We start from the raw sequence: 26,133 nt of genomic DNA, 5'->3' as shown, positions 1-26,133 counted from the left end.
CCAGGTCAAAAGCTCGTTTAGTACATACATTCTAATCGACGGGTGTGACATCGCCCAGGGTTTGGCGGCGCGTACGCGGATGGCGCAGAACGCCCGCGGTGGCGGCACGCCCCGTCGCGGTCGGTGGAGCACCGGGGCGTCTCGGGTACCTGCCGCAGGAGAAGGCGCTGGACCGGCGCCGAGGTGGCCCGGCTCGGCCCGGGCAGCGGCCGGCTCGGCCCGGAAAGGCCGGGCCGGCCGAGTCGGGTCAGAGCTGGCCGACGTCGGTGACCCGGACCACCGCCGCGCCCACCTCGTCCGAGGCGGCCAGGTCGACCTCCGCGCTGATGCCCCAGTCGTGGTCGCCGTCGGGGTCGTCCAGGATCTGGCGTACGGTCCACCGCTCCCGGCCCTGCTCGATCATCAGCAGCGCCGGCCCGCGCGCGTCCGGCCCCACCCCGATCGAGTCGTACGCCTCGAAGTACGGCTCCAGCGCGTCCGCCCACGCGTCCGCGTGCCAGCCGTCCCCGGCGTCCAGCTCGGCGAGCAGGTCCCAGCGGCGCAGGGCAGCCAGCTCGACGCGACGGAACAGCGCGTTGCGCACCAGCACCCGGAACGCCCGCGCGTTACGGGTCACCGCCGGCGGCCGGTCGTCCAGCGAGGCGGCCACCTCGGCCACGTCGGACGGGTTGCGCAGCCGCTCCCACTCGTCGATCAGGCTGGAGTCGACCTGGCGGACCAGCTCACCCAGCCACTCGATGAGGTCGACCAGTTCCTCGGTCTTGGCGTCCTCCGGCACGGTCTGCCGCAGCGTCTTGTACGCGTCCGCGAGGTAGCGCAGCACCAGCCCCTCGGAGCGGGACAGCCCGTAGAACTGGACGTACTCCGGGAACGTCATGGCCCGCTCGTACATGTCCCGGACCACGGACTTCGGGGCGAGCTGGTGGTCGGCGACCCACGGGTGGCCCTGGCGGTACATCTCGTACGCGCCCTCCAGCAGCTCGGCGAGCGGCTTGGGCCAGGTCACCTCGTCGAGCAGTTCCAGGCGGGCCTCGTACTCGATGCCGTCGGCCTTCATCGCGGCGACCGCTTCGCCGCGGGCCTTGAACTGCTGCGCGGAGAGGATCTGTCGCGGGTCGTCCAGGATCGCCTCGATCACGCTGAGCACGTCCAGCGCGTACGCCGGGGACTCCCGGTCGAGTAGCTCGATGGTGGCCAGCGCGAGCGGCGACAGCGGCTGGTTGAGCGCGAAGTCGAGCTGGAGGTCGACGGTGAGGCGTACCCGGCGACCCTGCTCGTCCGGCTCGGGCAGCTCCTCGACCACGCCGCCGGCACGCAGCGCCCGGTAGATGGCGATGGCCCGGCGGATGTGCCGCCGCTGGGCGGCCGGGTCCTCGTGGTTGTCGGTGAGCAGGTGCCGCATCGAGGCGAACGCCTCCCCGGGGCGGCCGATCACGTTGAGCAGCATCGAGTGGCTGACCTGGAAGCTGGAGGTGAGCGGCTCCGGCTCGGCCTCGACCAGGCGCTGGAACGTCGGCTCGCCCCAGCCGATGGAGCCCTCCGGCGGCTTCTTCTTCACCACCTTGCGGCGCTTCTTCGGGTCGTCGCCGGCCTTGGCGAGCGCCTTCTCGTTCTCGATCACGTGCTCGGGCGCCTGCACCACGACGCGGCCGATGGTGTCGAAGCCGGCCCGTCCGGCCCGGCCGGCGATCTGGTGGAACTCGCGCGCCTTGAGCAGCCGGGTGCGGATGCCGTCGTACTTGCTCAGGCCGGTGAAGAGCACGGTGCGGATCGGCACGTTGATGCCGACGCCGAGCGTGTCCGTACCGCAGATGACCTTGAGTAGGCCGGCCTGGGCGAGCGTCTCCACCAGGCGGCGGTACTTCGGGAGCATGCCGGCATGGTGCACGCCGATGCCGTGCCGGACCAGCCGGGACAGCGTCTTGCCGAAGCCGGACGTGAACCGGAAGTTGCCGATCGCGGTGGCGATCAGGTCCTTCTCGGCGCGGGTGCAGACGTTCACGCTCATCAGCGCCTGGGCGCGTTCCAGCGCGGCGGCCTGGGTGAAGTGCACCACGTACACCGGCGCCTGCTTGGTCTCCAGCAGCTCTTCGAGCGTCTCGTGCAGCGGCGTGGTCGCGTACGAGAAGAGGAGCGGGACCGGTCGCTCGGCCGAGCGGACGACGGCGGTCGGCCGGCCGGTGCGCCGGGTCAGGTCGTCGACGAAGCGGGTGGTGTCGCCGAGCGTGGCCGACATCAGCACGAACTGGGCCTGCGGCAGCTCGATGATCGGCACCTGCCAGGCCCAGCCCCGGTCGGGCTCGGCGTAGAAGTGGAACTCGTCCATGATCACCTGGCCGACGTCGGCGCGGCGGCCCTCCCGCAGCGCCAGGTTGGCCAGGATCTCCGCGGTGCAGCAGATGATCGGCGCGTCCGCGTTGACGCTGGCATCGCCGGTGAGCATGCCGACGTTCTCCGCGCCGAAGACCTCGCAGAGCGCGAAGAACTTCTCCGACACCAACGCCTTGATCGGCGCGGTGTAGAACGTCGTCCGGTCGCTGGCGAGGGCCGCGAAGTGCGCCGCGATCGCCACCAGGCTCTTGCCCGAGCCGGTCGGCGTATTCATGATCAGGTTCGCGCCGGAGACGATCTCGATGACCGCCTCCTCCTGGTGGGGGTAGAGGTCGAGACCGCGCTCGGACGCCCAGGAGGCGAACGCGTCGTAGAGCGTGTCGGGGTCGGCGGTCTTCGGCAGCGCGGCGGTGAGAGTCATGGCGGCTCCCATCGTGCCTGGGCGGTGCCGTGCCGCGCCAACCGGGTTCAGCGCTGCGGCGTCAGCGCCCCGGTTCAGCGCCCCGGCTTCAGCGCCGCCGGTGGATCAGGTCGAAGACGTCCCGGCCGGCGGTCAGCGCGCGCCGCTCGAACTTGGTCACCGGCCGGTGCGCCGAGCGGGGAGCGTAGCCACCGTGCACGTCGACCAGCTCCGGATCGGCGGTCAGCGTCGTCCGCATCGACTCGGCGTACTCGGCCCAGTCGGTGGCGCAGTGCAGCGTGCCGCCGGGCGCCAGCCGGGACCGCAGCAGCGCCACGTGCGCCGGCGCGATGATCCGGCGCTTGTGGTGCCGGGTCTTCGGCCACGGGTCCGGGAAGTAGACGTGCACCGCGTCCAGGCACCCCTCGGGCATCGCCCGGACCAGGTCCAACGCGTCGCCCTCGGCGACCCGCACGTTCTCCAGCCGGTGCCGTTCCACCAGGTCCAGCAGGTTGGCGATTCCTGGCGTGTGCACCTCGACCGCCAGATAGTGTCGGCTCGGGTCGGCCGCCGCCATCGCGGCGGTGGCGTCGCCCATGCCGGAGCCGATCTCCAGCACCAGCGGCGCCCGCCGTCCGAACAGCGCCGCCGGATCGCACGGCCCGTCGAGGGCGGCGATCTCCAGGCCGTACGCGGGCCAGAGCCGGGTCAGCGCGTCGCGCTGCCGGTCACTCATCCGGCCGCGACGCGGATGGAAGGTGCGGATGCGGGCGGTGGAGACGTCGGTGGTGGTCACAGCGACCCGAGCCTACGCGACCGACGCGGCCGTTCGGATGTGAGGTGCGGCCGGGGGTGAGAGGATTCATTCCCGTACGCCGGGAGGGGTCATGGGGTCAGTCAGGGGACGCGCGGCGCTGCTGGTCGCGGTCGGCGCGTGCGCCTTCCCGCTGCTCGGCGCGGTGCCCGCCCGGGCCGAACCGGTGCCCGAGCAGCCCGCCGGTGACGTGATCTTCGTGGAGGTCACCCCGGGCACGGTCGAGCCGGGTTTCCTGGTCGGCATCCGGGCCAGTTGCCGGGACAATTCGGTGCCCGCGATCGTGGCCTCCGACGCCTTCGGCAAGATCCAGGTGCAGCCGCAGCGCGGCCTGCTCACCGCCTCGCCGATGGTCAACGAGCGCACCCGACCCGGCAACTACCGGGTCAAACTGGAGTGCCCGAGCGGGGAGACCGCGTCCACCATGCTCCAGGTCGTCAAGCGGGCCCAGCCCACCCGGCCGCCGAGTCACCCGCCCAGCCACTTCCCCAGCCGCGGCCCGGCGACCGGCTTCGGCGGCACCGCCGGCCCCGGCCTCGGCGGCCTGCTGGTGCCGATCGGGTTGGCGCTGACCATGGTCGGCGCCGGTCTCGGCGTGGCCGCCTCCCGTCGGCACGCCGCCGGGCGCTGAGGCCCGCCGTGGCCGACCACGCCGCCCCGCCGCCCGCCGGTTCCCGGCGCTCCGGCTGGCCGTTCCTCGCCCTGCCCCCGCCCGCCGCCCCGCCGCGATCCGGCGGCTTCCGTTCTGCCGCGCCGGCCACCGGCTCCCGGTCGGCCACCGCGCCTCCGGGCGGCTCGGGGCCGTGGAGCCCGCCCCCGACCGGTCCGCCCCCCGCGCGCTCCCGGCCGGCCGGTCCGCCTCCTGACGGTGGGTCGCCGTCCGGTCCGTCGCCGAGGCGGGACCGGGGCCGGAGCCCCTGGTCGAAGCCGCTGGCTGTGGTGCTGGTGCTGGTCGGTGTGTTCGCCGTCGGGGCCGGCCTCGGCCGCACCGCCGGGCCGTTCGACTGGGCCGAGGCGTCCGTCGGGTCGAGCGCGGTGGCACCCGCGCCGACCACCGCCGCGGCCCGGAAACCGGTCGGCAAGCCGGTCCGCCTGTCCGTGCCGGCCATCAAGGTCGACGCGCCGGTCACCCCGGTCGGTCAGGCGCGGGACGGGTCGGTGGACGTGCCGCCGCTGACCGAGACCGACCAGACCGGCTGGTACAACCGGGGCGCGGTGCCGGGGGAGCCGGGGCGGGCGATCATCGTCGGTCACGTCGACAGCAAGAGCGGGCCGGCGGTGTTCTACCGGCTCCGCGAGCTGAAGCCCGGTGCGCTGATCCGGGTGACCCGCGCGGACCGCAGCGTGGTGTCGTTCACCGTCGACAGCGTGGAGTACTTCGACAAGGCGAAGCTGCCCGCCGCCCGGGTCTACGGCGACTCCGGCCCGGCCGAGCTGCGCCTGATCACCTGCGGCGGCACGTGGCTCGGCGGTCGCACCGGCTACGAGGACAACGTGATCGTCTTCGCCACCCGCACGCCGTGACCGGCCTTCCACCCACCACGACGGACCGACGTCCATACCGTTCCACTCATGGCGCGCTGGCCGGGTGGGTGGAACGTTATGGCTGTCTCCGCGCCCGTTTGACGTTCATGCCGTTCCACCGACCGCTTGCACTGCGCCCCGCGCTCCGGCCAGAGGAGGGTGAGGGTTTGGGTGCGTCTGTGGTTGCCAGAGCGACAATTGGCGAAACGGACGACGAAAGCCGCCAACTTCATGATCGCCGGGCCGGGGCGGGCCGGCGGGGCACTGTCAGGGGGTGTGGGGGACCTGGAGGGCCACCTCGAACTCCAGGAGGGTGGCGCCGGTGGCGACCGGCTTGCGCGGTTCGGCGCCCTCGGGGGCGGCGTGCGCGGCCCGGGACGAGCCCTGCGCCCACGCCTGGTACGCCTCCTCCGTCTCCCACCTCGTGTAGACGAAGTAGCGGGTCTCGCCGGCGACCGGGCGGAGCAGCTCGAAGCCGAGGAACCCGGGGGAGTTCTCCACCGCGCCGGCCCGGGCGGCGAACCGCTTCTCCAGTTCCTCGCCGGCACCGGGCGGGACGTCGATCGCGTTGATCTTCACGACTGCCATGCCGTCCAGCCTACGGCGACTCAGAACGCCTCGACGGCGGGCGTCAGGTCGGCGTCGACCACGATCGGGGCGTGGTCGGAGGGGCCCTTGCCCTTGCGGGCCTCCCGATCGACGTACGCGGAGCGGACCGCGCGGGCGAACGGCGCGGTCGCGTACACCAGGTCGATCCGCATGCCCTTGTTCTGGTGGAACATGCCGGCCCGGTAGTCCCAGTAGGTGTAGGGGTGCGGACCCTTCATCGGGGTGGGCACCACGTCGCTGAGCCCCAGGTCGCGCAGCGCGGCCAGCGCGGCCCGCTCGGCCGGCGTGACGTGGGTGGAGGTGGCGAACAGCGCCGGGTCCCAGACGTCGGCGTCGGTCGGCGCGACGTTGAAGTCACCGCAGACGGCGAGCGGCCGGGCCGCGGCCACCTCCGGCTCCAGCGCGTCGCGCAGCGCCGCGAACCAGGCCAGTTTGTACGCGTAGTGCGGGTCGTCCGGGGCGCGGCCGTTCGGCACGTACACCGACCAGACCCGCACCCCGTCGCAGGTGGCGGCGATGGCCCTCGCCTCCGGCGCGGGGAACCCGGGCTCGCCGGGGAAGCCGACCGCCACGTCGGCCAGCCCGACCCGGGACAGCACGGCCACACCGTTCCACCGGCCGTCGCTGTGGCTGGCCACCTCGTAACCCAGCGCGCCCACCTCGGCGACCGGGAACGCCCCGTCCGGGCACTTCGTCTCCTGGAGACAGAGCACGTCGGGCTTCGTGGTGCCCAGCCAGTCGAGCAGCCGGGGCAGGCGGGCCTTCACCGAGTTGACGTTCCAGGTCGCCAGGCGCATGGCCCCAGCCTGCCGCATCCCGGCCCGCTCCGCCCGGTCAGCGTTCCGGGGTGTCGCCCGGGCGGGTCTGCTCGGCGAGGAAGCGTTCCAGCTCGGCGCCGAGTTCGTCGGCGCTGGGCAGCGGGCCGGTCTCGGTGGCGAGCAGGCTCTTCTCGCCGCGACCCCGGGCGAACGCGTCGTACTGCTCCTCCAGCGCCTGGACCAGCGTGGCCGCCTCGTCGGTCTGGGCCACCTGGCGGTCGATCTCCACCCGGATCGCCTCGGCCGCGGTGCGCAGGCCGTCGCGCGGCAGCAGCAGGCCGGTGCCCTTGGACACGGCGGCGAGCAGCGCCTCGGCGGCGGCCGGGTACTCGGTCTGGGCGACGTAGTGCGGCACGTGCGCGGCGAAGCCCAGCGCGTCGCGTCCCTGCTCGCCGAGCCGGTACTCCAGCAGGTGGCCGACGCTGGCCGGCACCTGCACCTTCTGGAGCCAGGGCTCGTGCCCGGCGATCAGCTCCGGCCGGGTGGCGTGCGCGGTGACGCCGCTGGGCCGGGTGTGCGGCACCGCCATCGGGATCGAGTTGAGCCCGACGGTGAGCCGGACGTCGAGGCGGGCCGACAGCCCGGCGACGGCGGCCACGAACCGCTCCCACTGGAGGTCCGGCTCGGGGCCGGTGAGCAGGAGGAACGGCGTCTCGTCGTCGTCGTGCAGCAGGTGCAGCTCGACTTCCGGGGCGTCGTAGTCGGCCCAGTGGTCCTCGACGAAGGTCATCACCGGTCGGCGGGACCGGTAGTCGAACATCTGGTCGATGTCGAAGCGGGCGATGGTGCGGGCGTCCAGGGAGGTGAGCAGCTGTTCCCGGGCCAGCCGGGTGGCGCTGCCGGCGTCGACGAAGCCGGTGAGCGCCTGGATCAGCACCGGCTGGCCGAGGTCGTCGGGCAGCTCGTCGGTGAGTTCGTAGAGCTCGTGTGGGTCGAGCACCGGTGGGTCCTCCCTGTCGACGCGTACGGGGGGCGTCGCGCGAACGCGTCCCCGATTCGGCAAACGTACCGGGGGGAGTGGTCCATTCCGTTACGGACCCGTCGACCGCCCGGAGCGTGATCACAATTCGGCCACGGCTCGGTCCGGCGGCCCATGGCGGGTCGCCCGAACGGACGAGTTAGTCGATCACGGGCCGTTCCGCCGCCGGCCGCGTGCTTCCTGCCCCGGCCGACCGGCTGCGCGGCGGACCGGCGGTTGGCCCGTTCCGCGAGGTCGGCACCGTGCTGGGTGGGCCCGCACACGAATGTCCCGCGGCGTCCCCACGAAGTGTGGCGAGGGCCACCCGTTGAGCCTGGGTGATCCCTATTTGCCCTGTCTAGCCTCGTCGGATGCGTGACAACGGCACCCCCGACGACCCGAACGACCCCGGCCGCCCGACTGACCGTTTGGACGATACCCCCTCAACCGAGTGGACAACCACTGCCTCGGCGGGTACCCGGCGTACCCGGCTGCGGGCGCTGCTGAACCCCCGCGCCCGGCTGGTGGTCGCCGCCGGCACGGCCTGCTGCCTCGGCCTGGTCGGCGTCAGCCAGCTCGGCCTCGGCGCCCCGGACCGCGCCGCGAAGCCCGCCCCCGCCGTGGAACTGGCCGAGCGCGCGGCGTTGGACGCGGCCTCCCGCGGCCTGGCCCGTCCGAGCGCCGCCCCGGCCACCCCGGCCACCCCGAGCGCCAGCCCGTCCCCGTCCCTGTCCCCGTCCGCGACGTCGAAGCCGAAGGTCAAGGCCACGCCGAAGGCGAAGCCGAAGCCACGCCGGATCGTCCCGGTCGCCGGCCTGAACCGCACCCAGATGGACAACGCCACGAAGATCGTGCGGGCCGGCCGGGAGATGGGTGTGCCGCGCCGTGGGCTGGTCATCGCGGTGGCCACCGCGATGCAGGAGAGCACGCTGCTCAACTACGCCAGCGGAGTGCTGCCCGAGTCGCAGAGCTACCCGCACCAGGCCGTCGGCTGGGACCACGACTCGGTCGGGCTGTTCCAGCAGCGGCCGAGCAGCGGCTGGGGCACGGTGGCCCAGCTGATGGACCCGGAGTACGCGACCCAGGCGTTCCTGGCCGCGCTGGAGGAGATCCCCGGCTGGCAGGACCTGCCGCTGTCGGTCGCCGCCCAGGCGGTGCAGATCTCGGCGTTCCCCGACGCGTACGCGCAGCACGAGTGGCTGGCCGGCGAGGTGGTGGCGGAGGTCCTCGGCTGACCGAACTGGACGGTTGCCGGACGGCCGGTCCGGGTACCAAGGGGTTGCCGGTTCCAGGTACACATGAGGGGGACCGCGAACAGGAGGACGTCATGTCGCTGATGCAACGGATCACCACCTTCCTGCGGTCGCCGCGTGGTCAGCAGTTGGTCGACCGGGGCCGGCGCGAGATCGCCAAGCCGGAGAACCAGGCCCGGCTGCGGCAGCTCGCCACCCGGCTGTCGTCGACCCGCCGTCGCTGACCGGCCCACCCCCCGCCGTACGAACCCCGGAGCGTCCCGTGACCGACCCCGCCCCCGTCGACGGGGAGCCCACCGCCGTCCCCGCCGCCCCGGTCCCGCCGGTGGAGGCGCCCGAAGCGCCGCCGGCCACGCTGTGGGACCGGATGCGGGAGGACCCGCAGTACGCGCCGGAGCACCTGGCGCTGGAGGCGGTGCGCCGGCTCGGCCCCGAGGCCGCGCAGTGGGCCGCCCGGGCGCGGGCGGAGCGGCCGGACGCACCCCCCGAGCAGGTGGCCGACCAGGCGGTGCGCAAGTTCGTCAACCACGCCCGGCTGTCCGGTGCGGTCTCCGGCGCGGCCGGGCTGCCCGGCGCGGTGATCGACGTGGGCGTGCTGGCCTGGACCCAGGCGCGGCTGGTGCTGCACGTGGCCGCCGCCTACGGCGTCGACCCGACACATCCCGACCGGGCCACCGACCTGCTGGTGCTCCAGCGGGTGCACAAGGCCGCCGAGACCGCCCGGCTGGCGCTGGGCGTGGCCGCCGGCCGGGAACGCGCCGGCGCGTTGTTCGGCTCCGCCGGCAACCGGGCGCTGGGCCGGGTGATGCTCCAGCTCGGCGTGCGGCTGGCCCGGATGGCCGGGGTCCGCGCCGCCAAGCGGATGTTCGCCAAGGTCGTCCCCGGCGCCGCGATCATCCTCGGCACCTGGGCCAACTCGTCGGCCACCAAGGAACTCGCCGACCGGGCCCGCGCGCTCTACCGGGTGGCCGGCCCCCGGCAGCTCCCGGGCCCGCGCCAACCCTGACCGGTTCGGTCGGTCTCAGTCGCGGGCCCAGCCGGAGGCGTTCCAGGCCACCTCGGCCAGCCGGCCCTGGCCGGCCGCGTTCGGGTGGAACCAGTCCAGCGCGTTGACCTGGTCCAGGCCGAACCGGTGGCGGTGCACCGCGCCGCCGTCCCAGCGGCAGCGTGAGCCGTACGCGCGGCAGGCGGCGCGCAGTTCGTCGTCGTACGCCTCGATCCGGGCCTTGACCTTGGCCCGGCGGGCCGTCGCGGCCGACGCGGTCGACGTGGCGTCAGCCAGCAGCGCCGGGCAGACGCCGCGCGACCAGGCCCGGACGGCCCGCGACTCGGTGTGCCCGAGCTGCCAGAGGCGGTAGAGGTCGGGGATGCTGACCACCAGCACCCGCGCCTTCGGCCGGCCCTTGCGCACCACGGTCAGCGCCGCGTCGACCTGGTCCCGGAACGTGTCGACCGGGGTCATCGCGTCGACCCCGGCCCGGCACACGTCGTTCGCGCCGATCAGCACGGTGACCAGGTCCGCCTTGTCGCGGACCGCGGCCCGGGCCTGGTCGGCGAGCCCGGCCGCGCGGGCGCCGGGCTCGGCCCGGTTGTACGCCCGCAGCGCCGGCGCGTCCGCGCGCAGCCGGCGGTAGACGCTCTCCACCCGCAGGCTGTCCCCGCTCGACCACGAGTTGCGTTCACAACTCACCAGCACCAGGCAGGAGCCGAAGCCGGTGGTGACCGAGTCGCCGAGCGCGGTCAGCACCCGGGGGTCACCGGGCCGGGGCGTGTCGGACGGGCGGGGCGACGCCGAGCCGGAGCCGTCGCAGGCCAGCGCCACCAGCGCCGCGACGCAGGCGAGCGCGGCGATCCAGCGTCGAGGCATGCGGGTTCCCCCGTCCGGTGGCGCGAGGCGGCGCGTCGACCCTATGCGCCTCGGTCGTCCGTACGGAAGGTCTGTCGCCCATCTTTCATTGACACCGGTCGTTCACATTCGCGGGCTCAGCGTCGCCAGGGCGCCGGCTGGCCGTGCAGCCACCAGTGCAGCGCCCGGGTGATCCGCGGCAGCACCAGGTAGGTCATCAGCGGGGTCAGCACGAGCGTCATCAGCAGCGTCCGGCCCGCCAGCGGCACGTCGGCGACGAACCGGGCGGTCAGCAGCGTGGCGGTGAGGCTGAGCGGGAAGAACGCCAGCCAGATGGTGACCGCCTGCTTCCAGCGCGGCGGCGCGGCCGGGGCCGCCGGCTCGGCCGCCCCGACGGTCTCCACCACGTGGTCCACCGGCCGGTCGAACCAGCCCTCGATGCCGGTACGGCGTTCCACCCGGGTGTGCTCGACGATGCCCTGCGCGGAACTCAGCCACCAGTGCCGCTGCGGGGAGTCCTCCCAGCCGCGCAGCGTGTCCGCGTCGGCGAAGCGGTACATCACGTGCCACTCGGCGGAACCCGGGGCGCTGCGGACGAAGCCGGCGCCCAGGAACCCCGGGAAACTCTCCGCGAGCGCCGTGCCGGCCCGCATCCACGCCACCATCTCCCCGGTACGCGCCGGGTCGGCGCGCCGCGAGACGGCGACGGTCACGGGCACCGCCTGCATCGTGGTCATGCCATCCTCTCCACCGCCGCGGGATCTCCGCCGGAACCGGCACACCGATCCAACGCGTCCACCCCGCGGTCGCATCCGCCGCGTGCCCGCTCCGTGGCCGGGATCACCGGTCGCCTCGGCCGCACCGGTTAACCCCGGCCGAGCCGGGGTAGCCGGGAAGAATGACCCGATCACAGCCCCGCCGCGCCCGTGGCACGGTCGGACACGCGAACAGCGCGCTGAACCTGCGCCTCGTGCTGGCCCTGTTCGGTGTGGTCGTGATGACCGTCCTCGCGGTGTTCGCGTTCGCCGCCGACCTGGCCTGGCTGGGCGTCGTCTGCGCGATCCTCGCCGTGGTGGCCGTGGTCGATCTGGTCGTCATCCAGCGCCGTCGCGCCGCCCGCCGCCGGGAGGAGCCGGGCGTGCGGCACTCGCTGTTCGAGTGACAGGAGTCCCCATGCCCATCGCCACCACCAATCCCGCCACCGGACAGGTGCTCAAGACGTACGACGCGATGTCGGACGAGCAGGTCGACGCCGCGATCGAGCGGGCCGACCTCGCGTACCGGCAGTTGCGGGACACCACGATCGCGCAGCGCGCCCGGTGGCTCACCGCCGCCGCCGACCTGCTCGACGCCGAGCGGGACTCCACCGCCCGGCTGATGACCACCGAGATGGGCAAGACGTACGCCGCCGCCAAGGCGGAGGTCACCAAGTGCGCCACCGCCTGCCGCTTCTACGCGGACAACGCGCCGGTCATGCTCGCCGACGAGCCGGCCGACGCCGCCGCGGTCAAGGCGAAGCGGGCGTACGTCCGCTACCAGCCGATCGGCGCGGTGCTGGCGGTGATGCCGTGGAACTTCCCGCTGTGGCAGGTGATGCGCTTCGCCGCCCCGGCCCTGATGGCCGGCAACACCGGCCTGCTCAAGCACGCCTCGAACGTGCCGCAGACCGCGCTCTACCTGGAGGACCTGTTCCGCCGGGCCGGTTTCCCCGAAGGCGCGTTCACCACGCTGCTGGTCGGCTCCGACGCGGTGGACCGGATCCTCAGCGACCCCCGGGTCCGCGCCGCCACGCTCACCGGCAGCGAGCCGGCCGGCCGCTCCATCGCGCAGATCGCCGGCCGGGAACTCAAGAAGACCGTGCTGGAGCTGGGCGGCAGCGACCCGTTCGTGGTGATGCCCTCGGCCGACCTGGACAAGGCCGCCGAGGTGGCCACCACCGCCCGCTGCCAGAACAACGGCCAGTCCTGCATCGCCGCCAAGCGGTTCATCGTGCACACCGACGTCTTCGACGCGTTCGCCGAGAAGTTCGCCGCCCGGATGGCGGCGCTGCGGGTCGGCGACCCGATGGACGACGGCACCGACGTCGGCCCGCTGGCCAGCGAACGCGGCCGGGACGAGGTGCACGACCAGGTGACCGACGCGGTGCGGCAGGGCGCCACCGTGCTCTGCGGCGGCGAGAAGCCGACCGGGGACGGCTGGTTCTACCCGCCGACCGTGGTCACCGACCTGCGGCCGGAGATGCGGATGTGGGGCGAGGAGGTGTTCGGCCCGGTCGCCGGCCTCTACCGGGTCGGCTCGTACGAGGAGGCCGTCGAGGTGGCCAACGGCACCAGCTTCGGCCTCGGCTCGAACGCCTGGACCACCGACCCGGCCGAGCAGGAGCGCTTCGCCACCGACCTGGACGCCGGCAACGTGTTCGTCAACGGCATGACCACGTCCTATCCGGAGCTGCCGTTCGGCGGCGTGAAGAACTCCGGGTACGGTCGCGAGCTGTCCGCGCTGGGCATGCGCGAGTTCTGCAACACCAAGACGGTGTGGATCGGCGAGGGTGAGGCCGGCGCGGGCGCCGGCGCGCACGCCGAGTGAGGTGCGGTTGGCCGGACGCCGGCATGGGTAGGAGTGCTGCCCATGACGGCGTTCGGCTTCCACGCATCCCATGAGCAGATCCACCCGGCGAAGCTGCTGGAGGCGGTGATCCACGCCGAGCGGGCCGGCTTCGACGCGGCCATGTGCTCCGACCACTTCTCCCCGTGGAGCGAGCGGCAGGGCCAGTCCGGGTTCGCCTGGTCCTGGCTCGGCGCCGCGCTCCAGGCCACCAACCTCTCCTTCGGCGTGGTCAACGCGCCCGGCCAGCGCTACCACCCGGCGATCATCGCGCAGGCCATCGGCACGCTCGGCGCCATGTACCCCGGTCGCTTCTGGGCGGCGCTGGGCACCGGCGAGGCCAGCAACGAGCACATCACCGGCGACGTCTGGCCCCGCAAGGAGCTGCGCAACGCCCGGCTGCGCGAGTGCGTCGACGTGATCCGGGCGCTGCTGGCCGGCGAGGAGGTCAGCCACGACGGGCTGGTCACCGTGGACCGGGCCAAGCTGTGGACCCGCCCCGAGGAGCCACCCGCGCTGGTCGGCGCCGCGGTCAGCGTGGCCACCGCCCGCTGGTGCGCCGAGTGGGCGGACGGGCTGATCACGGTCAACGCGCCGGTCGACCACCTCCGGCAGATGATCGACGCCTACCGGGACGCCGGCGGGCGCGGGCCGCTGCACCTCCAGGTGCACGTGAGCTGGGCGCCCGAGCAGGCCGAGGCCGAGGCGATCGCGTACGAGCAGTGGCGCAGCAACGTGTTCGCGCCGCCGGTCTGCTGGGACCTGGAGACCGCCGAGCACTTCGACGTGGTCAGCGCCGACGTGCCGATGTCGAAGGTCACCGACACCGTCAACGTCTCCGCCGACCTGGGCCGGCACGTCGGCTGGCTCCAGGAGTACGTGGAGCTGGGCTTCGACCAGATCGCGCTGCACCACGTGGGGCAGGAACAGCGCGCGTTCCTCGACGCGTTCGGCGCCGAGGTGCTGCCGAAGGTACGCCCGACCGCGTGATCACGGGCCGGCCCGGGGCCGCCTAGGCTCGTACCCCATGGAAGCTCTGTTCGAGGTCGTGGTGTTCCTGGCGATCGCCACGTTCGGGGCGGCGCTGGCCCGCCGGCTCGGGTTGCTCGCGCCGATCCTGCTGGTGGTGCTCGGCCTCGCGCTGTCCTTCCTGCCGTTCTTCCCGCACGTGCGGCTGGAACCGGATCTGGTGCTCGTCGGCATCCTGCCGCCGCTGCTCTACGTGGCGGCGGTGAACACCTCGGTCCCGGCGTTCCGGCTCAACCTGCGGCCGATCCTGCTGCTCGCGGTCGGGCTGGTGATCTTCACCGCGTTCGTGGTGGGCACCGTGGTGCACCTGTTCCTGCCCGACCTGCCGTACGCGATCTGCGTGGCGCTCGGCGCGGTGGTGGCGCCGCCCGACGCGGTCGCCGCCACCGCGGTGGCCCGTCGGGTCGGCCTGCCCCGGCGGGTCGTCACCATCCTGGAGGGCGAGAGCCTGGTCAACGACGCCACCGCGCTGGTGCTGCTGCGGGTGGCGATCGTCGCGGCCACCGCCACCACCGGCGGCGTCGGCGTCGGTGACGTGGCCCGGGAGGTGCTGATCGCCGCCGGCGGCGGCATCGTGGTCGGGGTGCTGGGCGTGGTGGTCTTCGGCTATTTGCACAAGCGCATCACCGACCCGGTGCTGGACAACGCGCTGTCGCTGATCGTGCCGTTCGCGGTGGTGTACGCCGCCGAGGAGATCCACGCGTCCGGCGTGGTCGCGGTGGTGGTGACCGGGCTCGGCATCGGCCACAAGCTGCCGATGCTCATGTCGGCCGGCTCCCGCCTCCAGGTGACCGCGTTCTGGCGACTGATCCAGTTCCTGCTGGAGGGATTGGTGTTCCTCCTGGTCGGCCTGCAACTGCCCGAGGTGGTGCGCGACCTCGACGAACCGGTCGGCTCGCTGGTCGGGATCACCGCCGCGGTGCTCGCCGCCGTCTTCCTGTCCCGGTTCGTCTGGATGTTCCCGGCCACCTACCTGGCCCGGCTGGTGCCCCGGATCCGGCAGCGCGACCCCGCGCCGCCGGTGCAGTTCCCCATCGTCATCGGCTGGGCCGGCATGCGCGGCGTGGTGACGTTGGCCGCCGCGCTGGGTCTGCCGCTCACGCTCGCCGACGACCGGCCGTACCCGCGTGCGCTGCTGATCTGGCTGGCCTTCGCGGTGATCGTGGCCACCCTGGTCGGGCAGGGCGCCACCCTGCCCTGGCTGGCCCGGCGGCTGCGGCTGCCCCCGGACGACCCGGTGCAGGACGCGCTCTCCGCCGCCGGGGTGCAGCAGCGGGCCAGCCGCGCCGCCCGGGAACGGCTCGACGCGCTGGCCGGTGACGCGCCCGAGGCGGTGGTGGAACGGCTGCGCGGGCTGACCACGTCCCGCGCCAACCTGGCCTGGGAACGGCTCGGCGGCACCGACCGGGAGACCCCCTCCCAGGCGTACGCGCGGCTGCGGCAGGAGATGATCGACGCCGAGCGGGAGGTGTTCCGGGCCGCCCGCGACTCCGGCCAGATCCCGGAGGAGGTGCTCACCCGCGCCTACCGGGATCTGGACCTGGAGGAGTCGCTGCTACGACAGGAGGTTCTCGAATGAGCTGTCCGCACCTGACCGGGGCGGGCGACGCCGAGCCCGCCATCACCACCGAGTGCCCCGACTGCGTGGCGGTCGGCAACCGGGACTGGGTGCACCTGCGCGCCTGCCTGAGCTGCGGGCACGTGGGCTGCTGCGACTCGTCGCCGTACCAGCACGCCAGCCAGCACTTCCGGTCCACCGGGCACCCGGTGATGCGCTCGATCGAGCCGGGGGAGTCGTGGCGCTGGTGCTTCGAGGACGAGGAGATCGGCTGACGTCGGCGGCGCTCAGTCGAGCCGGCGGGCCAGCACCTGCCCCGGCCACGGCGGCCGACCCGGTCGGATCACCGTGAACGGCTCGGTGGCGGTGAACCCGCAGCCCTCGTAGAAGCGCACCAACGCCCGGTCGGCGCTCCGGAAGCAGTCCACCCGCAGCAGGCCGAGCCCGCGTTCGCGGGCCAGTTCCGCCGCGTGCGACAGCAGCCGCGCGCCGACCCCCCGGCCCGCGTACGCCCGGTCGGTGACCAGCAGGTTGACGTACAGCTCCGGCTCGGTGGCCGGCGGCACGTGCTCGGTCGCGTCGCCGACCACAAGCGCGCCGACGACCGTGCCGTCGGTCTCGGCGAGGTACAGGCCGCCGCCGCGAGCGTAGGCGTCGGCCCGGGCGATGTGGCGCGTGTCGGACGAGACCGGGTCGACGCCCCACTGCTCGGGCCGGCCGCGTTCGACCAGCCACGCGATGGCGCTGTCGAACAGCCGCAGCACGGTCGGCGCGTCCGCCGGGCCGCCGGGCCGGATGGTGATGCTTCCCCGTTCGGTCATCCCGTCATCCTGCTACCCGGGGGTGCCCGGTTGCCCGGCCACAGGTCGCCCACCGTCCACACCGCGGTCGCCACCAGCAGCAGCACCACTGCCGGGAGCACCGGCAGCGCGGCGGTCACCGCGTACAGCGGGGTGGCGGCGGCCAGCACCAGCCCGGCCCGGCGCAGCTTGCGGGCCGCCGGGGCGGCGGTGTCCGCGCCCCGGCTCAGCCGCACCGCCAGCAGCACGGTGAGCACCGTGTTGGTGGTGGCGGAGAGGCCGACGTCCCGGGTCAGGTACAACGCGCCGCCGGCCAGCCAGAGCCCGGTGCCGACGGTGTTGGCCAGGGTGGCGAGCGCCAGGGTGCGCAGCGGGCCGGGCGGCGGGCCGCCCCTCATCCGCGCCCGACCGGCACGACGCCCTCGTCGACGGTCATCCCTGCGACGCCAGGCGCAGCCGTCCCCCGCCGAGACCCGGAACGGCGCGACGCGGCTCACACCACCCGGCCTCGGTGCCCCGCCCTGCCGTCCGTTCGTCGATCTTGGAGTTGTGGCGGTTGACAAAGCTGACATTCATCGCTTCCCAGGCACCACAAGTCCAAGATCGGCAGGAGGCCGTGGTGCGGGGGCCGGTCGGTAGGGGGTTGTCAGGCCGGGCGGGTGGCGGCGCGCTCGCGGGGGTGGGGTACGCGGACCGACGCCATGCCGGCGGCTGTGGCGGCCTCGACGCCGAGGGTGGTGTCCTCGAAGACCAGGCAGTCGGCGGGGTCGACGCCGAGCCGTCGGGCGGCCAGCAGGTAACCCTCCGGGTCGGGCTTGGGCCGCGTGCAGTCCTCGGCGCAGACCAGCGTGTCGAACCGGTCGAGCAGGCCCAGCGTGGTCAACGACGCGGTCACCGACTCCCGGGTGCTGCCGGAGACGACCGCGAACGGCAGCCGCCCGTGCGCGTCCTCGATGTGCGCCAGCACCTCGGGCACGGCGCTCACCCCGGGCAGCAGTTCCTGGAACAGGTCCTCCCGGCGGCGGGCCACCACCTCGACCGGCATGGCCAGGCCGTGCCGCCGGTTGAGGTCGACGACGATGTCGGCGACCGGCCGGCCGCCCCAGGCGTAGAACAGGTCCTCCGGGAACTCGCAGCCCCACTCGGCCAGCGCCGCGCACCAGGCCCGGTGGTGCACCGGCATCGAGTCGACGATCGTGCCGTCGCAGTCGAACAGGTACGCGCGGAAGTCGCCGGCCGGCAGGGGGAGAGCCACCGGTGCAGCGTACGCCGAAAACCGTTCGCGTCCCCGCGTCCGCTCTGCCAGGGTCGGCGCCGTGCCGCACCGCAGCAGAAGCGCCCGCGCCGACGAACTGACCGGGATCCAGCGGATCGAGGTGGCCTCCGGCGCCCCGTTCCGGGAGATCGGCATGCACCTGGTGGCGGACATGCCACCGCTGCCCTTGGACGCGCTGGCCGCCGGGCAGCGCGCCGGCCGGCTGCGGGTGGCGGTCGACGCGGCCGACCGGCCGATCGCGTTCGCGCTCGTCGACCTCGTCGACGGGGCGGCCCACGTGCAGCAGCTCAGCGTCGACCCGGCGTACGCGCGGCGCGGCATCGGACGGGGCCTGCTCGACGAGGTGGCCGGGTGGGCGGCGGCCGAGGGGTGGCCGGCGTTGACGCTGACCACGTTCCGGTCGGTGCCGTGGAACGCGCCGTACTACGCGCGCTGCGGGTTCCGTGAGCTGGCCGAGGCGGAGCTGACCCCGGGGCTGGCCGGGTTCCTGGCGGCCGAGGCGGCGCTCGGCTTCGACGCGACCGACCGGGTCGCGATGCGCCGGCCGGTCGACTGAACCGACTCGGCGACGTGGGCAGGCGGGGCGCGGACCGGGCCGACGTCGGTCAGTGGGCGCCGCCGAGGTTGAGCACCACCACGCCGGCGATGACCAGCCCGGCCCCGACGACCTTGGTCACGCTCAGCGGCTCGCCCAGGAACGCCGCGCCGACCGCCATGATGGCGGCGGTGCCGAGCCCGGACCAGATCGCGTACGCCACGCCGACCGGGACGTCCCGCACCACGAGGGCGAGCAGCCCGAACGCGGCCAGGTAGCACGCCACCAGGCCGACCGTGGGCCAGAGCCGGGTGAAGCCGTCGCTCGCCTTGAGCAGGCTGGTGCCGATCACCTCGGCGGTGATCGCGAGGGCCAGGAGCAGGTACGCCATTTCGGGACCGTACCCGCCGACGTCGCGGACCGTGCGGTGACGACGCCGGACGGGCGCCGCCACCGCACGGTCGCGGGGACGGGAACGGGTCAGGAGAGGGTGCAGGCCTTCCCGTTCAGGGTGATCAGGGTGGGATCGGGGTTGGGGGCCCCGGAGCCGGTGCCGTTCAGGCCGAACGTGGTCGACGCGCCCGGTGCCAGCTTGGCGTTCCACGCCAGGTTCTTCGCGGTCACCGTGGCGCCGCTCTGGGCGACCTGCGCCGACCAGGCGTGGGTCACCTTCTGGTCGCCGGTGAAGGCCCAGCGCAGGCTCCACCCGTTCACCGCCGACGTGCCGGTGTTGCGCACCGTCACCTGGGTGGTGAAGCCGGACGGCCAGCTCCCGTGGGTGGTGTAGGTGACCGCGCAGGTGGGCGCCGGCACGGCCGCCGCGTCACCCTGGTCGGCCAGGAACGAGGCGAGCCAGGCCAGCGCCGAGTTCCAGTTGATCGCCACCTCGTTCGTCGCGTACGAGTTGATGTCGTCGACGTAGCAGAACATCGGCGCGCAGCCGGCGAGCAGGTTCGCCGCGTACGGGTCCTGGAGCGCGGCGTTCGGGCCACCGGCGAGCGAGCCGGCCGGCGGGGTCGGCAGGTCCGGGTTGAGCTGGTGGCCGAAGATCCGGCTGTGCTGGTTGTGGGCGTTCTGCTCGCCCCAACCGGTCACGTAGGACATGTTCAGCGCGTTGCGGCCGAACAGGTAGTCGGCGGCCTGCACCGCGCCGTCCCGGTACTTCGCGTTCCGGCTCAGGTCGAACGCGGTGGCCAGCACGATCGTGTTGTTCACGATGTTGCTGTTGCTGCCCCAGACGTACGCGTCGGCGGTGCCGGGCATCGGCAGCCCGTACGCCTGGTCGGCGATCGTGGCCAGGTAGCGGTCCGCGGCGGCGGTGATCGACGCGCGGATCCGGGTCTTCTCGGCGGCGGGGAGCGTGTTCGGCACGGTGGCCAGGTCGAGCCGGCCCAGCGCGGCCACGCTCTGCCAGCCGAACGCGCCGTTCGGGGTGAACACGTCGGCGGTGTGCAGCGGCGAGCCGGTGACGTCGGCCAGGTACGCCTTGTCGCCGGTGGTCAGCCACAGCTCGACCGCGGCCCAGTAGAACTCGTCGGTGACGTTGTTGTCCTCGTACGCGCCACCGCCGGTGCCGTCGCTGGCCGAGGCGTAGATCGCCGGGTGCGCCTTGGCCGCCGCGTACGCGGTCTTCGCGGCCGTGCCGCAGCGGGTCGCGAACGCGGCGTCGTACGGGGCGAACAGCCGCGCGCACTGGGCGGCGACGGCAGCCAGGTTGAGCGTGGCCGCGGTGGACGGCGGGTGCAGCTCACGCACCTGCGGGTCGTCCTGCGGGGCGAGCGGGAGGCCGGTCCAGTTCTGGTCGTGGATCTTGTGGTGGACCATTCCGGCCAGCGGCTTGCCGGCCGGCACCTGCATGCGCAGCAGGAAGTCCAGCTCCCAGCGGGCCTCGTCGAGCACGTCCGGCACGTCGTTGCCGCGCTCGGGCACCCGCAGCGTGGCGTCGCCGAGCGCCGCGCCGCCGTCGGCGGTCTCCGCGGTCTTGGTGCGCTCGAACGTGTTGAGCAGCTGGTAGGTGGCGATGCCGCCGTTGACCACGTACTTGCCGTGGTCGCCGGCGTCGTACCAGCCGCCGCGCACGTCCAGCTTGTAGTCGCAGACGCCGGGCTGGCACGGCACGTCCGTGTCGCCCTTGTTGGGGGCGACGTCGAGGTGGCCGGCGGGGCGGGCGTACTCGTCGCCGATCAGGTCGCCGTCGATCGCGATGCCGCTGCGCTGGGCGTAGAAGAACTGGAGCGAGTCGGCGCGCAGCCGGTCGTAGACCGTGCCGGAGATGTCGAACGGGTGGCTGGTCTCCCCGTCGACGGTCAGCGTGTAGCCGGTTCCGGGCGTGCGGTACGCGGAGAAGTCGACGGTCTGCACGTTCTGCGCCGACGCCTCGTCCACGCCGCGCGGGGTGGTCTCGCCGCTGGCCACCACGGCCCCGGCGGCGGACTTGAGCTGCCAGGGCAGCGCCCCGGTGGCCTCGGTGACCACGGTGGCGTGCTTCGGGCCGCCGGGCAGGTAGCCGACCTGGTTGACCCGGACCCGGGGACCGGTGTCCGGCTCGTACGGCGGGGCCGCCTCGCCGCCGCGCAGCGACACGTTGTCGAGGCAGAACGTCTGCGGCTGCGCGCTGCCGCCGACCTGGAAGATGAGCTGCGCGCCGGCGTTGTCGGCCGGCGCGGTGAACGTGGTGGTGACGTGCTTCGCGGTGCCGGTGGCGGTGGCGTCCACGCTGGCGTACGTGGTGTACGGGGCGCTGCCGAGCTGGAGCACCGCCTTGAGCGCCGCCCCGGGGGTGGCGGAGACGTCGAAGGAGAGTTCGTACTCGGCGCCGGAGATCAGCGGCACCGCGTCCTGGCCGATGCCGGCGTCCCAGGGGTTGGTCGTGCCGGCGGCGACCGTGGTGCAGAGCCGGCCGTCGGTGACCGCCAGCTCGCCGGTGCCGTAGGAGAACCAGGGGGAGACGCCGGCGCTGAAGTCGCCGTTGCGGAGCTGTTCGGGGGCGTCCGGCGGCACTTCGGCGAGGGCCGGGCCGGCGGTGGCGCCGGTGAGCGCCAGGGCGGCGGTCGCGGCGAGCGCGACCAGCCGACGACGGGAACGGGTCACGGAGGGTTCCTTCCGTGCTTCGGAGGTGACGGTGGGGGAGCGACGGGAGCTGGGAGCGCTCCCAATATCAGGCCGATGTTTCCATCGCGTTCCGTCGCTGTCAATCGATCCGGTCCGATGGCGGGCGCGCGCCCAGGCGCAGTGAGATTCACCGCGCCACGTACGATGGTGGTGATCTCCTAGAGACAACCGAGCCCTCGACCTGGCAGGCTGCGTCCCATGACCCTGAAGCTTCGTTCCGTCGGAGCGAGCGACCGTGGGCTGATCCGCAGCGGCAACCAGGACGCCCAGCACGCGGGCCCCTGGCTGGTCGCGGTCGCCGACGGCATGGGCGGCATGGCGGCCGGCGACCTGGCCAGCCGCATCGCGATCGACGCGATCGCCCCGCTGGACGTGGAGACCCCGGAGGACGCCCTGGTCGCCGCGCTCCAGGGCGCCATCGAGCAGGCCACCGCGGGCATCCGCCGGGCGGTCGAGGAGGACCCGGAACGCCAGGGCATGGGCACCACGCTGACCGCGCTGCTGTTCGCCCGCACCGGGAGCTGCCTGGCGCTGGCGCACGTCGGCGACTCCCGGGCCTACCTGTTCCGCGACGGCGTGCTCAAGCAGGTCACCCGCGACGACACGTTCGTGCAGATGCTCGTCGACCAGGGCCTGATCACCCCCGACCAGGCGAGCAGCCACCCACGGCGCGCCGTGGTGACCCAGGCGTTGCAGGGCGACCAGGTCTCCCCGGCGTACGCCACCATGGTGCCCCGGGCCGGTGACCGCTGGCTGCTGTGCAGCGACGGCCTCTCCAACGTGGTCCGCGCCGACACCCTCACCGAGGTGCTCGGCGAGGGCCTGGACCGGGACGCCTGCGCGGCCCGGCTCATCGACCTCGCGCTGCGCGCCGGCGGGCCGGACAACATCACCGTGGTGATCGCCGACGTCGTCGAGGAGTGAGCCCGGTCAGCGCCGGCGCGGGCTGGCCCGGCGGGTCGGCTCGGCCGTCGTCGGGTCCTCCGGCCACGGGTGCCGCGGGTAGCGCCCGCGCAGCTCCGCCCGCACCTGCGGATAGCCGGTCCGCCAGAACGAGGCCAGGTCCGCGGTGACCGCCACCGGCCGTCCGGCCGGCGAGAGCAGGTGCAGCAGCACCGGCACCCGCCCGTCGGCGATCCGGGGCACGTCCCGCCAACCGAACGTCTCCTGGAGCTTGACCGCGAGCACCGGCGCCGCCGCATCGGCGTAGTCCACCCGGATCCGCGAGCCGCTCGGCACCGGCAGCCGCTCCGGCGCCAGCTCGTCCAGCCGGGCCGCCTGCCGCCAGTCAAGCAGTCGGCGCAGCGCCGTGGCCACGTCGACGCGGGCCAGGTCGGCCCGGCGGCGTGCCCGGCCCAGCTCCGGCCCGAGCCAGCCGGGCGCGGCGGCGAGCAACGCGGCGTCCGACACGTCCGGCCAGTCGTCGCCGAGCGCCTGTCGGCAGAAGGCCAGCCGGTGGCGCAGCGCGGTCGCCTCCGGCGTCCAGCGCAGCAGCCCCGGACCCTCCTGCCGCAGCCCGTCCAGCACCGCCGCCGCGACCAGTTCCGGCTCGGGTGCGGCGAGCGGCCGGTCGACCAGCTCGATCGCGCCGAGACGGACCACCTCCCGGGCCACCACCTCGCCGCCGGACCAGGCCACCTCCCGACCGTCGCGCAGCAGCGCCGCGCCGGCCTCGCGCGCGGTCGCCTCGTCGACCGGCGCGGCCAGCCGGACCCGGGCGGCCGGCGCGCCGGGAGAACGGTCGGCGACCGCGACGGCCAGCCACGTCGACCCGGCCAGCCCCGACCCGGCCGCCAGCTCCGCGGCGGTGCCACCGGCCATCAGGTACGCGGACCCGCCGGGCCGCCGCACCCGGGCCAACCGTTCCGGGTACGCCAACCCGGCCAGCAGCCCCGCGGCCAGATCGTCCGGCAGGCGTTCCGGCCGGCCGCCGAGGTCTCGGGCGGGCCGGTGCGGTGGTTGGCCGGTCGTCGCTCCGGTCTCCGGCCGGCTGTCGGCGGTGCGGGCGGGCAGGGCGGCGCGCAGCCGGCGTACCTCGGCGCGCCACCGGGCGGTGGCGGCCGGGTCGGTGCCGGCGCGCAGCCGGCGCCACCGGGCCGGCAGGTCGTCCCCCATGCCGCCCGACGACTCGTCGGCGAGCACCGCCACCACCTCGGCCGCCCGGTCGGCGCCGACCCGTCGCACGCCGTCGAGCAACGCCCGGGCCAGCCGGGGATGGGCGCCGACCGACGCGATCGCCCGCCCCCGGGACGTGATCCGGCCGTCGGCGTCGACCGCGCCGAGCGTGGCCAGGGTCTCCCGGGCCACGGTCAGCGCGGCCGGCGGCGGCGGATCGGGCAGCGCCAGGCCACTGCCGTCCGGCGCGCCCCAGGCGGCCAGCTCCAGCGCGAACCCGGTCAGGTCGGCGGTGGCGATCTCCGGTTCGGGCTGCGGGGCGAGCCGGGCGTGCGTCGCCTCCGACCAGCAGCGGTAGACCGCACCCGGGGCCTCCCGCCCGGCCCGGCCGGCCCGCTGGGTGGCCGCCGCCCGGGACACCGGCACGGTGACCAGCGCGCCCAGCCCGCGGGCCAGGTCGGTGCGCGGCACCCGGCTCAGCCCGGCGTCCACCACCACCCGCACCCCCGGCACGGTCAGGCTGCTCTCCGCCACCGCGGTGGCCAGCACGACCCGCCGCCGGACGGTTCCCGGGTGGGCGGTTCCTCGGCCGGACGGTGGGGCCAGCGCGGCGTCCTGGGCGGCACCGGAGAGCCGGCCGTGCAGCGGCAGCACGGCGACCGTGTCGCGCAGGTCGGCCAGCCGCCCGGCGACGGCCGCGATCTCGCCCGCCCCGGGCAGGAAGACCAGCACGTCGCCGGCCCGCTCGCGCAGCGCGCGGCGCACCGTGGCGGCCACGTGGTCCAGCAGCGCCGGGTCCACCCGGCCCGCGCCGGGTGGGGCGATCGGGCGCGGCGGTGGCGCCCACACCCGGTCCACCGGGTGCAACGCGGCCTCGGCACGGACGACCGGGGCGGGCCCGCCGCCGCCCAGCAGCGCGGCGAACCGGTCCGCCTGCGGGGTAGCCGACATCGCCAGCAGCCAGAGGTCCGGCCGCAGGGTGGCCCGGGCCTCCACGCTGAACGCCAACGCCAGGTCGGCGTCGAGTTGCCGCTCGTGGCACTCGTCCAGCAGGACCGCGTCCACCCCGGGCAGCTCCGGGTCGTGGTGCAGCCGGCGTACCAGCAGGCCGGTGGTGACCACCTCGACCCGGGTCCGGGGCCCGCTCCGGCGCTCACCCCGGACCGCGTACCCGATCCGGTCGCCGACCCGCTCGCCGAGCAGGGCGGCCATCCGGTGCGCGGCGGCGCGGGCCGCCACCCGCCGGGGCTGGGCGATCACCACCCGCCCGGTGACCGCGTCGGCGACCGCCAGCGGCGCGGTGGTGGTCTTGCCGGTGCCCGGCGGCGCCACCAGCACCCCGGCGCCCGTCGCGCGCAGCGCCTCGACGAGCGCCGGCAGCACCGGCCGGACCGGCAGGTCGAGAGCAACGTCGGCGAGCACGCTCCCACTCTCGCACCCACCCCCGGATGCAAGCACGGGCCCCCGTTAACGGGGGCCCGTGCTTGCATCCGGGCGCGGAACGGCCCGGTCGGCGCATCGCCGACCGGGCCGGTAGCCGCTAGTACGTGCCGTCGAGCTGGCCGCGCAGCTTGGTCAGCGCCCGCGCCAGCAGCCGGGACACGTGCATCTGCGAGACGCCGATCTGCTCGGCGATCTGCGACTGGGTCAGGTTGCCGTAGAAGCGCAGCGTGAGGATCCGCTGCTCGCGCTGGTCGAGCGTGGCCAGCGCCGGGCCGAGCGCGACCCGCATCTCGGCCAGCTCGAACTCGCCGTCCTCGCCGCCGAGCAGGTCGCCCAGCTCGGTGGCGCGCTCGCCGTCACCGGTGGGGGTGGACAGCGACACCGCGTTGTAGGCGCGGGCGCCTTCCAGGCCCTCCAGCACCTCTTCCTCGGTGACCTTGAGGTGGGCGGCGATGTCGGCGACCGTCGGCGACCGGCCGAGCGTCTGGAGCAGGGTGCTGTTGGCGTCGGAGATCGCCAGGCGCAGCTCCTGGAGCCGGCGCGGCACCCGGATGTCCCAGGTGCGGTCGCGGAAGTGGCGCTTGAGTTCACCGATGATGGTCGGGATGGCGTAACCGGCGAAGTCGACGCCGCGGGACGGGTCGAACTTGTCGATCGCCTTGATCAGCCCGATCGCGGCGGTCTGTGCCAGGTCGTCGCTGGGCTCGCCCCGGCCGCTGTAACGGTGGGCGAGGTGGTTGGCCAGCGGGAGCCAGGCCTCGATGGCGCGGTCGCGCAGGGCGGCCCGCGAGGGGTGGTTCGGGGGCAACGCGACCATCGCGTCGAGCAGACTGGCGGCGCTGTCGGTGAGTGAGCGCGGGTCGAGCTTCGCGGGTGCCTTGGTCGTCGGGGCGGTCATGGTGGTCCTCCCTGCACCTCGTCCGCGGAGAAAAAGAAGAGACGCTGTGGTTTAGGTTTAAGTAGTCCGTTCGGGAGCAAGACTAGCCTGATCAGCTAACGGAAATCTAGCCGAAAGTACGATGCACTTACGGTGTATCAGGGCAGAAAAGGTCCTTATCGGGCCACAGTCCGCCCGAATCGCCGGGACGGAGTGTCGACTTTCTGTCGTT

At 74.1% G+C, this 26,133-nt stretch carries 25 protein-coding genes and 1 pseudogene; 12 read left to right on the top strand and 14 right to left on the bottom strand.

All coding sequences use genetic code 11. The features are described from left to right. Nucleotides 1-247: 247 nt before the first annotated feature. On the bottom strand, nt 248-2,752 hold the full coding sequence (locus tag AB0B02_RS14755; RefSeq protein WP_357300516.1) for a DUF3516 domain-containing protein: 2,505 nt from the start codon (nt 2,750-2,752) through the stop codon (nt 248-250). An 88-nt stretch (nt 2,753-2,840) separates the two neighbouring features. Next, nucleotides 2,841-3,467 (bottom strand): tRNA (guanosine(46)-N7)-methyltransferase TrmB, encoded by a 627-nt coding sequence (gene trmB, locus AB0B02_RS14750; RefSeq protein WP_357300606.1) that lies wholly within the window; start codon nt 3,465-3,467, stop codon nt 2,841-2,843. Nucleotides 3,468-3,618: 151 nt separating this feature from the next. Between trmB and AB0B02_RS14745 the strand changes: the two genes are divergently transcribed. Both AB0B02_RS14745 and AB0B02_RS14740 read left to right on the top strand, forming a co-directional pair. Then, nucleotides 3,619-4,176, top strand: a complete 558-nt coding sequence (locus AB0B02_RS14745; RefSeq protein ID WP_281939442.1) for a hypothetical protein — start codon at nt 3,619-3,621, stop codon at nt 4,174-4,176. Between the two features lie 257 nt (nt 4,177-4,433). Then, nucleotides 4,434-5,069: pseudogene (locus AB0B02_RS14740) on the top strand (class F sortase); the annotation flags it as partial. A gap of 267 nt (nt 5,070-5,336) precedes the next feature. Here the strand turns inward: AB0B02_RS14740 and AB0B02_RS14735 are convergent. Genes AB0B02_RS14735 through AB0B02_RS14725 form a run of 3 tightly spaced genes read right to left on the bottom strand, consistent with a single transcriptional unit; the run spans nt 5,337 to nt 7,436 of the window. Beyond that, a complete protein-coding gene (locus tag AB0B02_RS14735; protein WP_281939444.1) occupies nt 5,337-5,657 on the bottom strand; it encodes an antibiotic biosynthesis monooxygenase in 321 nt (106 codons plus the stop codon). Between the two features lie 20 nt (nt 5,658-5,677). Then, the gene (locus AB0B02_RS14730) at nt 5,678-6,475 is read right to left on the bottom strand and encodes an exodeoxyribonuclease III (protein ID WP_281939446.1); all 798 of its coding nucleotides are present in this window, start codon (nt 6,473-6,475) and stop codon (nt 5,678-5,680) included. A gap of 37 nt (nt 6,476-6,512) precedes the next feature. Further along, complete coding sequence (locus AB0B02_RS14725) at nt 6,513-7,436, bottom strand: PAC2 family protein (RefSeq protein ID WP_281939447.1); 924 nt, start codon at nt 7,434-7,436, stop codon at nt 6,513-6,515. Between the two features lie 389 nt (nt 7,437-7,825). Here AB0B02_RS14725 and AB0B02_RS14720 point away from each other — a divergent pair, with 389 nt between their 5' ends. The 3 genes from AB0B02_RS14720 (at nt 7,826) to AB0B02_RS14710 (ending at nt 9,713) form a co-directional block, all read left to right on the top strand. Continuing rightward, nucleotides 7,826-8,689, top strand: coding sequence for a peptidase M23 (locus AB0B02_RS14720; protein WP_357300512.1), 864 nt, complete (start codon nt 7,826-7,828; stop codon nt 8,687-8,689). 92 nt (nt 8,690-8,781) lie between these two features. Further along, complete coding sequence (locus AB0B02_RS14715) at nt 8,782-8,931, top strand: hypothetical protein (RefSeq protein WP_281939450.1); 150 nt, start codon at nt 8,782-8,784, stop codon at nt 8,929-8,931. A gap of 38 nt (nt 8,932-8,969) precedes the next feature. Beyond that, nucleotides 8,970-9,713, top strand: coding sequence for an EcsC family protein (locus AB0B02_RS14710; protein ID WP_281939452.1), 744 nt, complete (start codon nt 8,970-8,972; stop codon nt 9,711-9,713). 15 nt (nt 9,714-9,728) lie between these two features. Here AB0B02_RS14710 and AB0B02_RS14705 read toward each other — a convergent pair whose 3' ends face one another. Continuing rightward, nucleotides 9,729-10,574, bottom strand: coding sequence for a GDSL-type esterase/lipase family protein (locus tag AB0B02_RS14705; protein ID WP_281939454.1), 846 nt, complete (start codon nt 10,572-10,574; stop codon nt 9,729-9,731). 116 nt (nt 10,575-10,690) lie between these two features. Next, nucleotides 10,691-11,290, bottom strand: a complete 600-nt coding sequence (locus AB0B02_RS14700) for an antibiotic biosynthesis monooxygenase (RefSeq protein ID WP_281939456.1) — start codon at nt 11,288-11,290, stop codon at nt 10,691-10,693. A 161-nt stretch (nt 11,291-11,451) separates the two neighbouring features. Here AB0B02_RS14700 and AB0B02_RS14695 point away from each other — a divergent pair, with 161 nt between their 5' ends. Genes AB0B02_RS14695 through AB0B02_RS14675 form a run of 5 tightly spaced genes read left to right on the top strand, consistent with a single transcriptional unit; the run spans nt 11,452 to nt 16,019 of the window. Continuing rightward, nucleotides 11,452-11,715 (top strand): DUF6343 family protein, encoded by a 264-nt coding sequence (locus AB0B02_RS14695; RefSeq protein ID WP_107160622.1) that lies wholly within the window; start codon nt 11,452-11,454, stop codon nt 11,713-11,715. 11 nt (nt 11,716-11,726) lie between these two features. Continuing rightward, nucleotides 11,727-13,139 (top strand): NADP-dependent succinic semialdehyde dehydrogenase, encoded by a 1,413-nt coding sequence (locus AB0B02_RS14690; RefSeq protein WP_357300508.1) that lies wholly within the window; start codon nt 11,727-11,729, stop codon nt 13,137-13,139. A gap of 42 nt (nt 13,140-13,181) precedes the next feature. Beyond that, nucleotides 13,182-14,147, top strand: coding sequence for a TIGR03885 family FMN-dependent LLM class oxidoreductase (locus AB0B02_RS14685; protein WP_107160756.1), 966 nt, complete (start codon nt 13,182-13,184; stop codon nt 14,145-14,147). A 37-nt stretch (nt 14,148-14,184) separates the two neighbouring features. Continuing rightward, nucleotides 14,185-15,765 carry a Na+/H+ antiporter gene (locus AB0B02_RS14680; RefSeq protein ID WP_281939462.1) on the top strand — a complete coding sequence of 527 codons (1,581 nt, stop codon included), beginning with the start codon at nt 14,185-14,187 and terminating at the stop codon, nt 15,763-15,765. Beyond that, nucleotides 15,762-16,019, top strand: coding sequence for a UBP-type zinc finger domain-containing protein (locus tag AB0B02_RS14675; RefSeq protein WP_281939464.1), 258 nt, complete (start codon nt 15,762-15,764; stop codon nt 16,017-16,019). The genes AB0B02_RS14680 and AB0B02_RS14675 overlap by 4 nt, the downstream gene beginning before the upstream one ends. Nucleotides 16,020-16,031: 12 nt before the next feature. Here the strand turns inward: AB0B02_RS14675 and AB0B02_RS14670 are convergent, their stop codons facing one another. From AB0B02_RS14670 to AB0B02_RS14660, 3 genes are all read right to left on the bottom strand, one after another. After that, the gene (locus tag AB0B02_RS14670) at nt 16,032-16,565 is read right to left on the bottom strand and encodes a GNAT family N-acetyltransferase (RefSeq protein WP_281939466.1); all 534 of its coding nucleotides are present in this window, start codon (nt 16,563-16,565) and stop codon (nt 16,032-16,034) included. Further along, complete coding sequence (locus AB0B02_RS14665; protein WP_357300505.1) at nt 16,562-16,942, bottom strand: hypothetical protein; 381 nt, start codon at nt 16,940-16,942, stop codon at nt 16,562-16,564. Before AB0B02_RS14665 ends, AB0B02_RS14670 begins: the two co-directional genes overlap by 4 nt. Before the next feature lie 248 nt (nt 16,943-17,190). Further along, nucleotides 17,191-17,799: an HAD family phosphatase gene (locus AB0B02_RS14660; protein ID WP_281939470.1), complete on the bottom strand. Its 609-nt coding sequence runs from the start codon at nt 17,797-17,799 to the stop codon at nt 17,191-17,193. Nucleotides 17,800-17,860: 61 nt separating this feature from the next. Between AB0B02_RS14660 and AB0B02_RS14655 the strand changes: the two genes are divergently transcribed. Further along, the gene (locus AB0B02_RS14655; RefSeq protein WP_357300502.1) at nt 17,861-18,376 is read left to right on the top strand and encodes a GNAT family N-acetyltransferase; all 516 of its coding nucleotides are present in this window, start codon (nt 17,861-17,863) and stop codon (nt 18,374-18,376) included. Nucleotides 18,377-18,425: 49 nt separating this feature from the next. Here the strand turns inward: AB0B02_RS14655 and AB0B02_RS14650 are convergent, their stop codons facing one another. Both AB0B02_RS14650 and AB0B02_RS14645 read right to left on the bottom strand, forming a co-directional pair. Then, nucleotides 18,426-18,746 (bottom strand): multidrug efflux SMR transporter, encoded by a 321-nt coding sequence (locus AB0B02_RS14650; protein WP_091067592.1) that lies wholly within the window; start codon nt 18,744-18,746, stop codon nt 18,426-18,428. A gap of 89 nt (nt 18,747-18,835) precedes the next feature. After that, nucleotides 18,836-21,445, bottom strand: coding sequence for a glycoside hydrolase family 9 protein (locus tag AB0B02_RS14645; protein WP_357300500.1), 2,610 nt, complete (start codon nt 21,443-21,445; stop codon nt 18,836-18,838). Nucleotides 21,446-21,664: 219 nt separating this feature from the next. Here AB0B02_RS14645 and AB0B02_RS14640 point away from each other — a divergent pair, with 219 nt between their 5' ends. Continuing rightward, nucleotides 21,665-22,390, top strand: coding sequence for a protein phosphatase 2C domain-containing protein (locus tag AB0B02_RS14640; RefSeq protein ID WP_281939475.1), 726 nt, complete (start codon nt 21,665-21,667; stop codon nt 22,388-22,390). 6 nt (nt 22,391-22,396) lie between these two features. Here AB0B02_RS14640 and hrpB read toward each other — a convergent pair whose 3' ends face one another. Together hrpB and AB0B02_RS14630 are read right to left on the bottom strand one after the other, a co-directional pair. Next, complete coding sequence (gene hrpB, locus AB0B02_RS14635; RefSeq protein ID WP_357300497.1) at nt 22,397-25,003, bottom strand: ATP-dependent helicase HrpB; 2,607 nt, start codon at nt 25,001-25,003, stop codon at nt 22,397-22,399. 118 nt (nt 25,004-25,121) lie between these two features. Continuing rightward, a complete protein-coding gene (locus AB0B02_RS14630; protein ID WP_281939478.1) occupies nt 25,122-25,922 on the bottom strand; it encodes a SigB/SigF/SigG family RNA polymerase sigma factor in 801 nt (266 codons plus the stop codon). Nucleotides 25,923-26,133 lie beyond the last annotated feature (211 nt).

Origin of the sequence: Micromonospora sp. NPDC049240 (genome assembly GCF_040647835.1) — a bacterium.
GTDB lineage: Bacteria > Actinomycetota > Actinomycetes > Mycobacteriales > Micromonosporaceae > Micromonospora.
Note: the sequence above shows the minus strand (reverse complement) of the source record. Positions and strands in the feature narration are given on the sequence as shown.

What these genes read in the sequence shown, in the direction of transcription:
- AB0B02_RS14755 (WP_357300516.1), bottom strand. Translation starts at nt 2,752, where the DNA reads ATGACTCTCACCGCCGCGCTGCCGAAGACCGCCGACCCCGACACGCTC.
- trmB (WP_357300606.1), bottom strand. Translation starts at nt 3,467, where the DNA reads ATGAGTGACCGGCAGCGCGACGCGCTGACCCGGCTCTGGCCCGCGTAC.
- AB0B02_RS14745 (WP_281939442.1), top strand. Translation starts at nt 3,619, where the DNA reads ATGGGGTCAGTCAGGGGACGCGCGGCGCTGCTGGTCGCGGTCGGCGCG.
- AB0B02_RS14735 (WP_281939444.1), bottom strand. Translation starts at nt 5,657, where the DNA reads ATGGCAGTCGTGAAGATCAACGCGATCGACGTCCCGCCCGGTGCCGGC.
- AB0B02_RS14730 (WP_281939446.1), bottom strand. Translation starts at nt 6,475, where the DNA reads ATGCGCCTGGCGACCTGGAACGTCAACTCGGTGAAGGCCCGCCTGCCC.
- AB0B02_RS14720 (WP_357300512.1), top strand. Translation starts at nt 7,826, where the DNA reads ATGCGTGACAACGGCACCCCCGACGACCCGAACGACCCCGGCCGCCCG.
- AB0B02_RS14715 (WP_281939450.1), top strand. Translation starts at nt 8,782, where the DNA reads ATGTCGCTGATGCAACGGATCACCACCTTCCTGCGGTCGCCGCGTGGT.
- AB0B02_RS14705 (WP_281939454.1), bottom strand. Translation starts at nt 10,574, where the DNA reads ATGCCTCGACGCTGGATCGCCGCGCTCGCCTGCGTCGCGGCGCTGGTG.
- AB0B02_RS14700 (WP_281939456.1), bottom strand. Translation starts at nt 11,290, where the DNA reads ATGACCACGATGCAGGCGGTGCCCGTGACCGTCGCCGTCTCGCGGCGC.
- AB0B02_RS14695 (WP_107160622.1), top strand. Translation starts at nt 11,452, where the DNA reads ATGACCCGATCACAGCCCCGCCGCGCCCGTGGCACGGTCGGACACGCG.
- AB0B02_RS14690 (WP_357300508.1), top strand. Translation starts at nt 11,727, where the DNA reads ATGCCCATCGCCACCACCAATCCCGCCACCGGACAGGTGCTCAAGACG.
- AB0B02_RS14685 (WP_107160756.1), top strand. Translation starts at nt 13,182, where the DNA reads ATGACGGCGTTCGGCTTCCACGCATCCCATGAGCAGATCCACCCGGCG.
- AB0B02_RS14680 (WP_281939462.1), top strand. Translation starts at nt 14,185, where the DNA reads ATGGAAGCTCTGTTCGAGGTCGTGGTGTTCCTGGCGATCGCCACGTTC.
- AB0B02_RS14675 (WP_281939464.1), top strand. Translation starts at nt 15,762, where the DNA reads ATGAGCTGTCCGCACCTGACCGGGGCGGGCGACGCCGAGCCCGCCATC.
- AB0B02_RS14670 (WP_281939466.1), bottom strand. Translation starts at nt 16,565, where the DNA reads ATGACCGAACGGGGAAGCATCACCATCCGGCCCGGCGGCCCGGCGGAC.
- AB0B02_RS14665 (WP_357300505.1), bottom strand. Translation starts at nt 16,942, where the DNA reads ATGAGGGGCGGCCCGCCGCCCGGCCCGCTGCGCACCCTGGCGCTCGCC.
- AB0B02_RS14650 (WP_091067592.1), bottom strand. Translation starts at nt 18,746, where the DNA reads ATGGCGTACCTGCTCCTGGCCCTCGCGATCACCGCCGAGGTGATCGGC.
- AB0B02_RS14640 (WP_281939475.1), top strand. Translation starts at nt 21,665, where the DNA reads ATGACCCTGAAGCTTCGTTCCGTCGGAGCGAGCGACCGTGGGCTGATC.
- AB0B02_RS14630 (WP_281939478.1), bottom strand. Translation starts at nt 25,922, where the DNA reads ATGACCGCCCCGACGACCAAGGCACCCGCGAAGCTCGACCCGCGCTCA.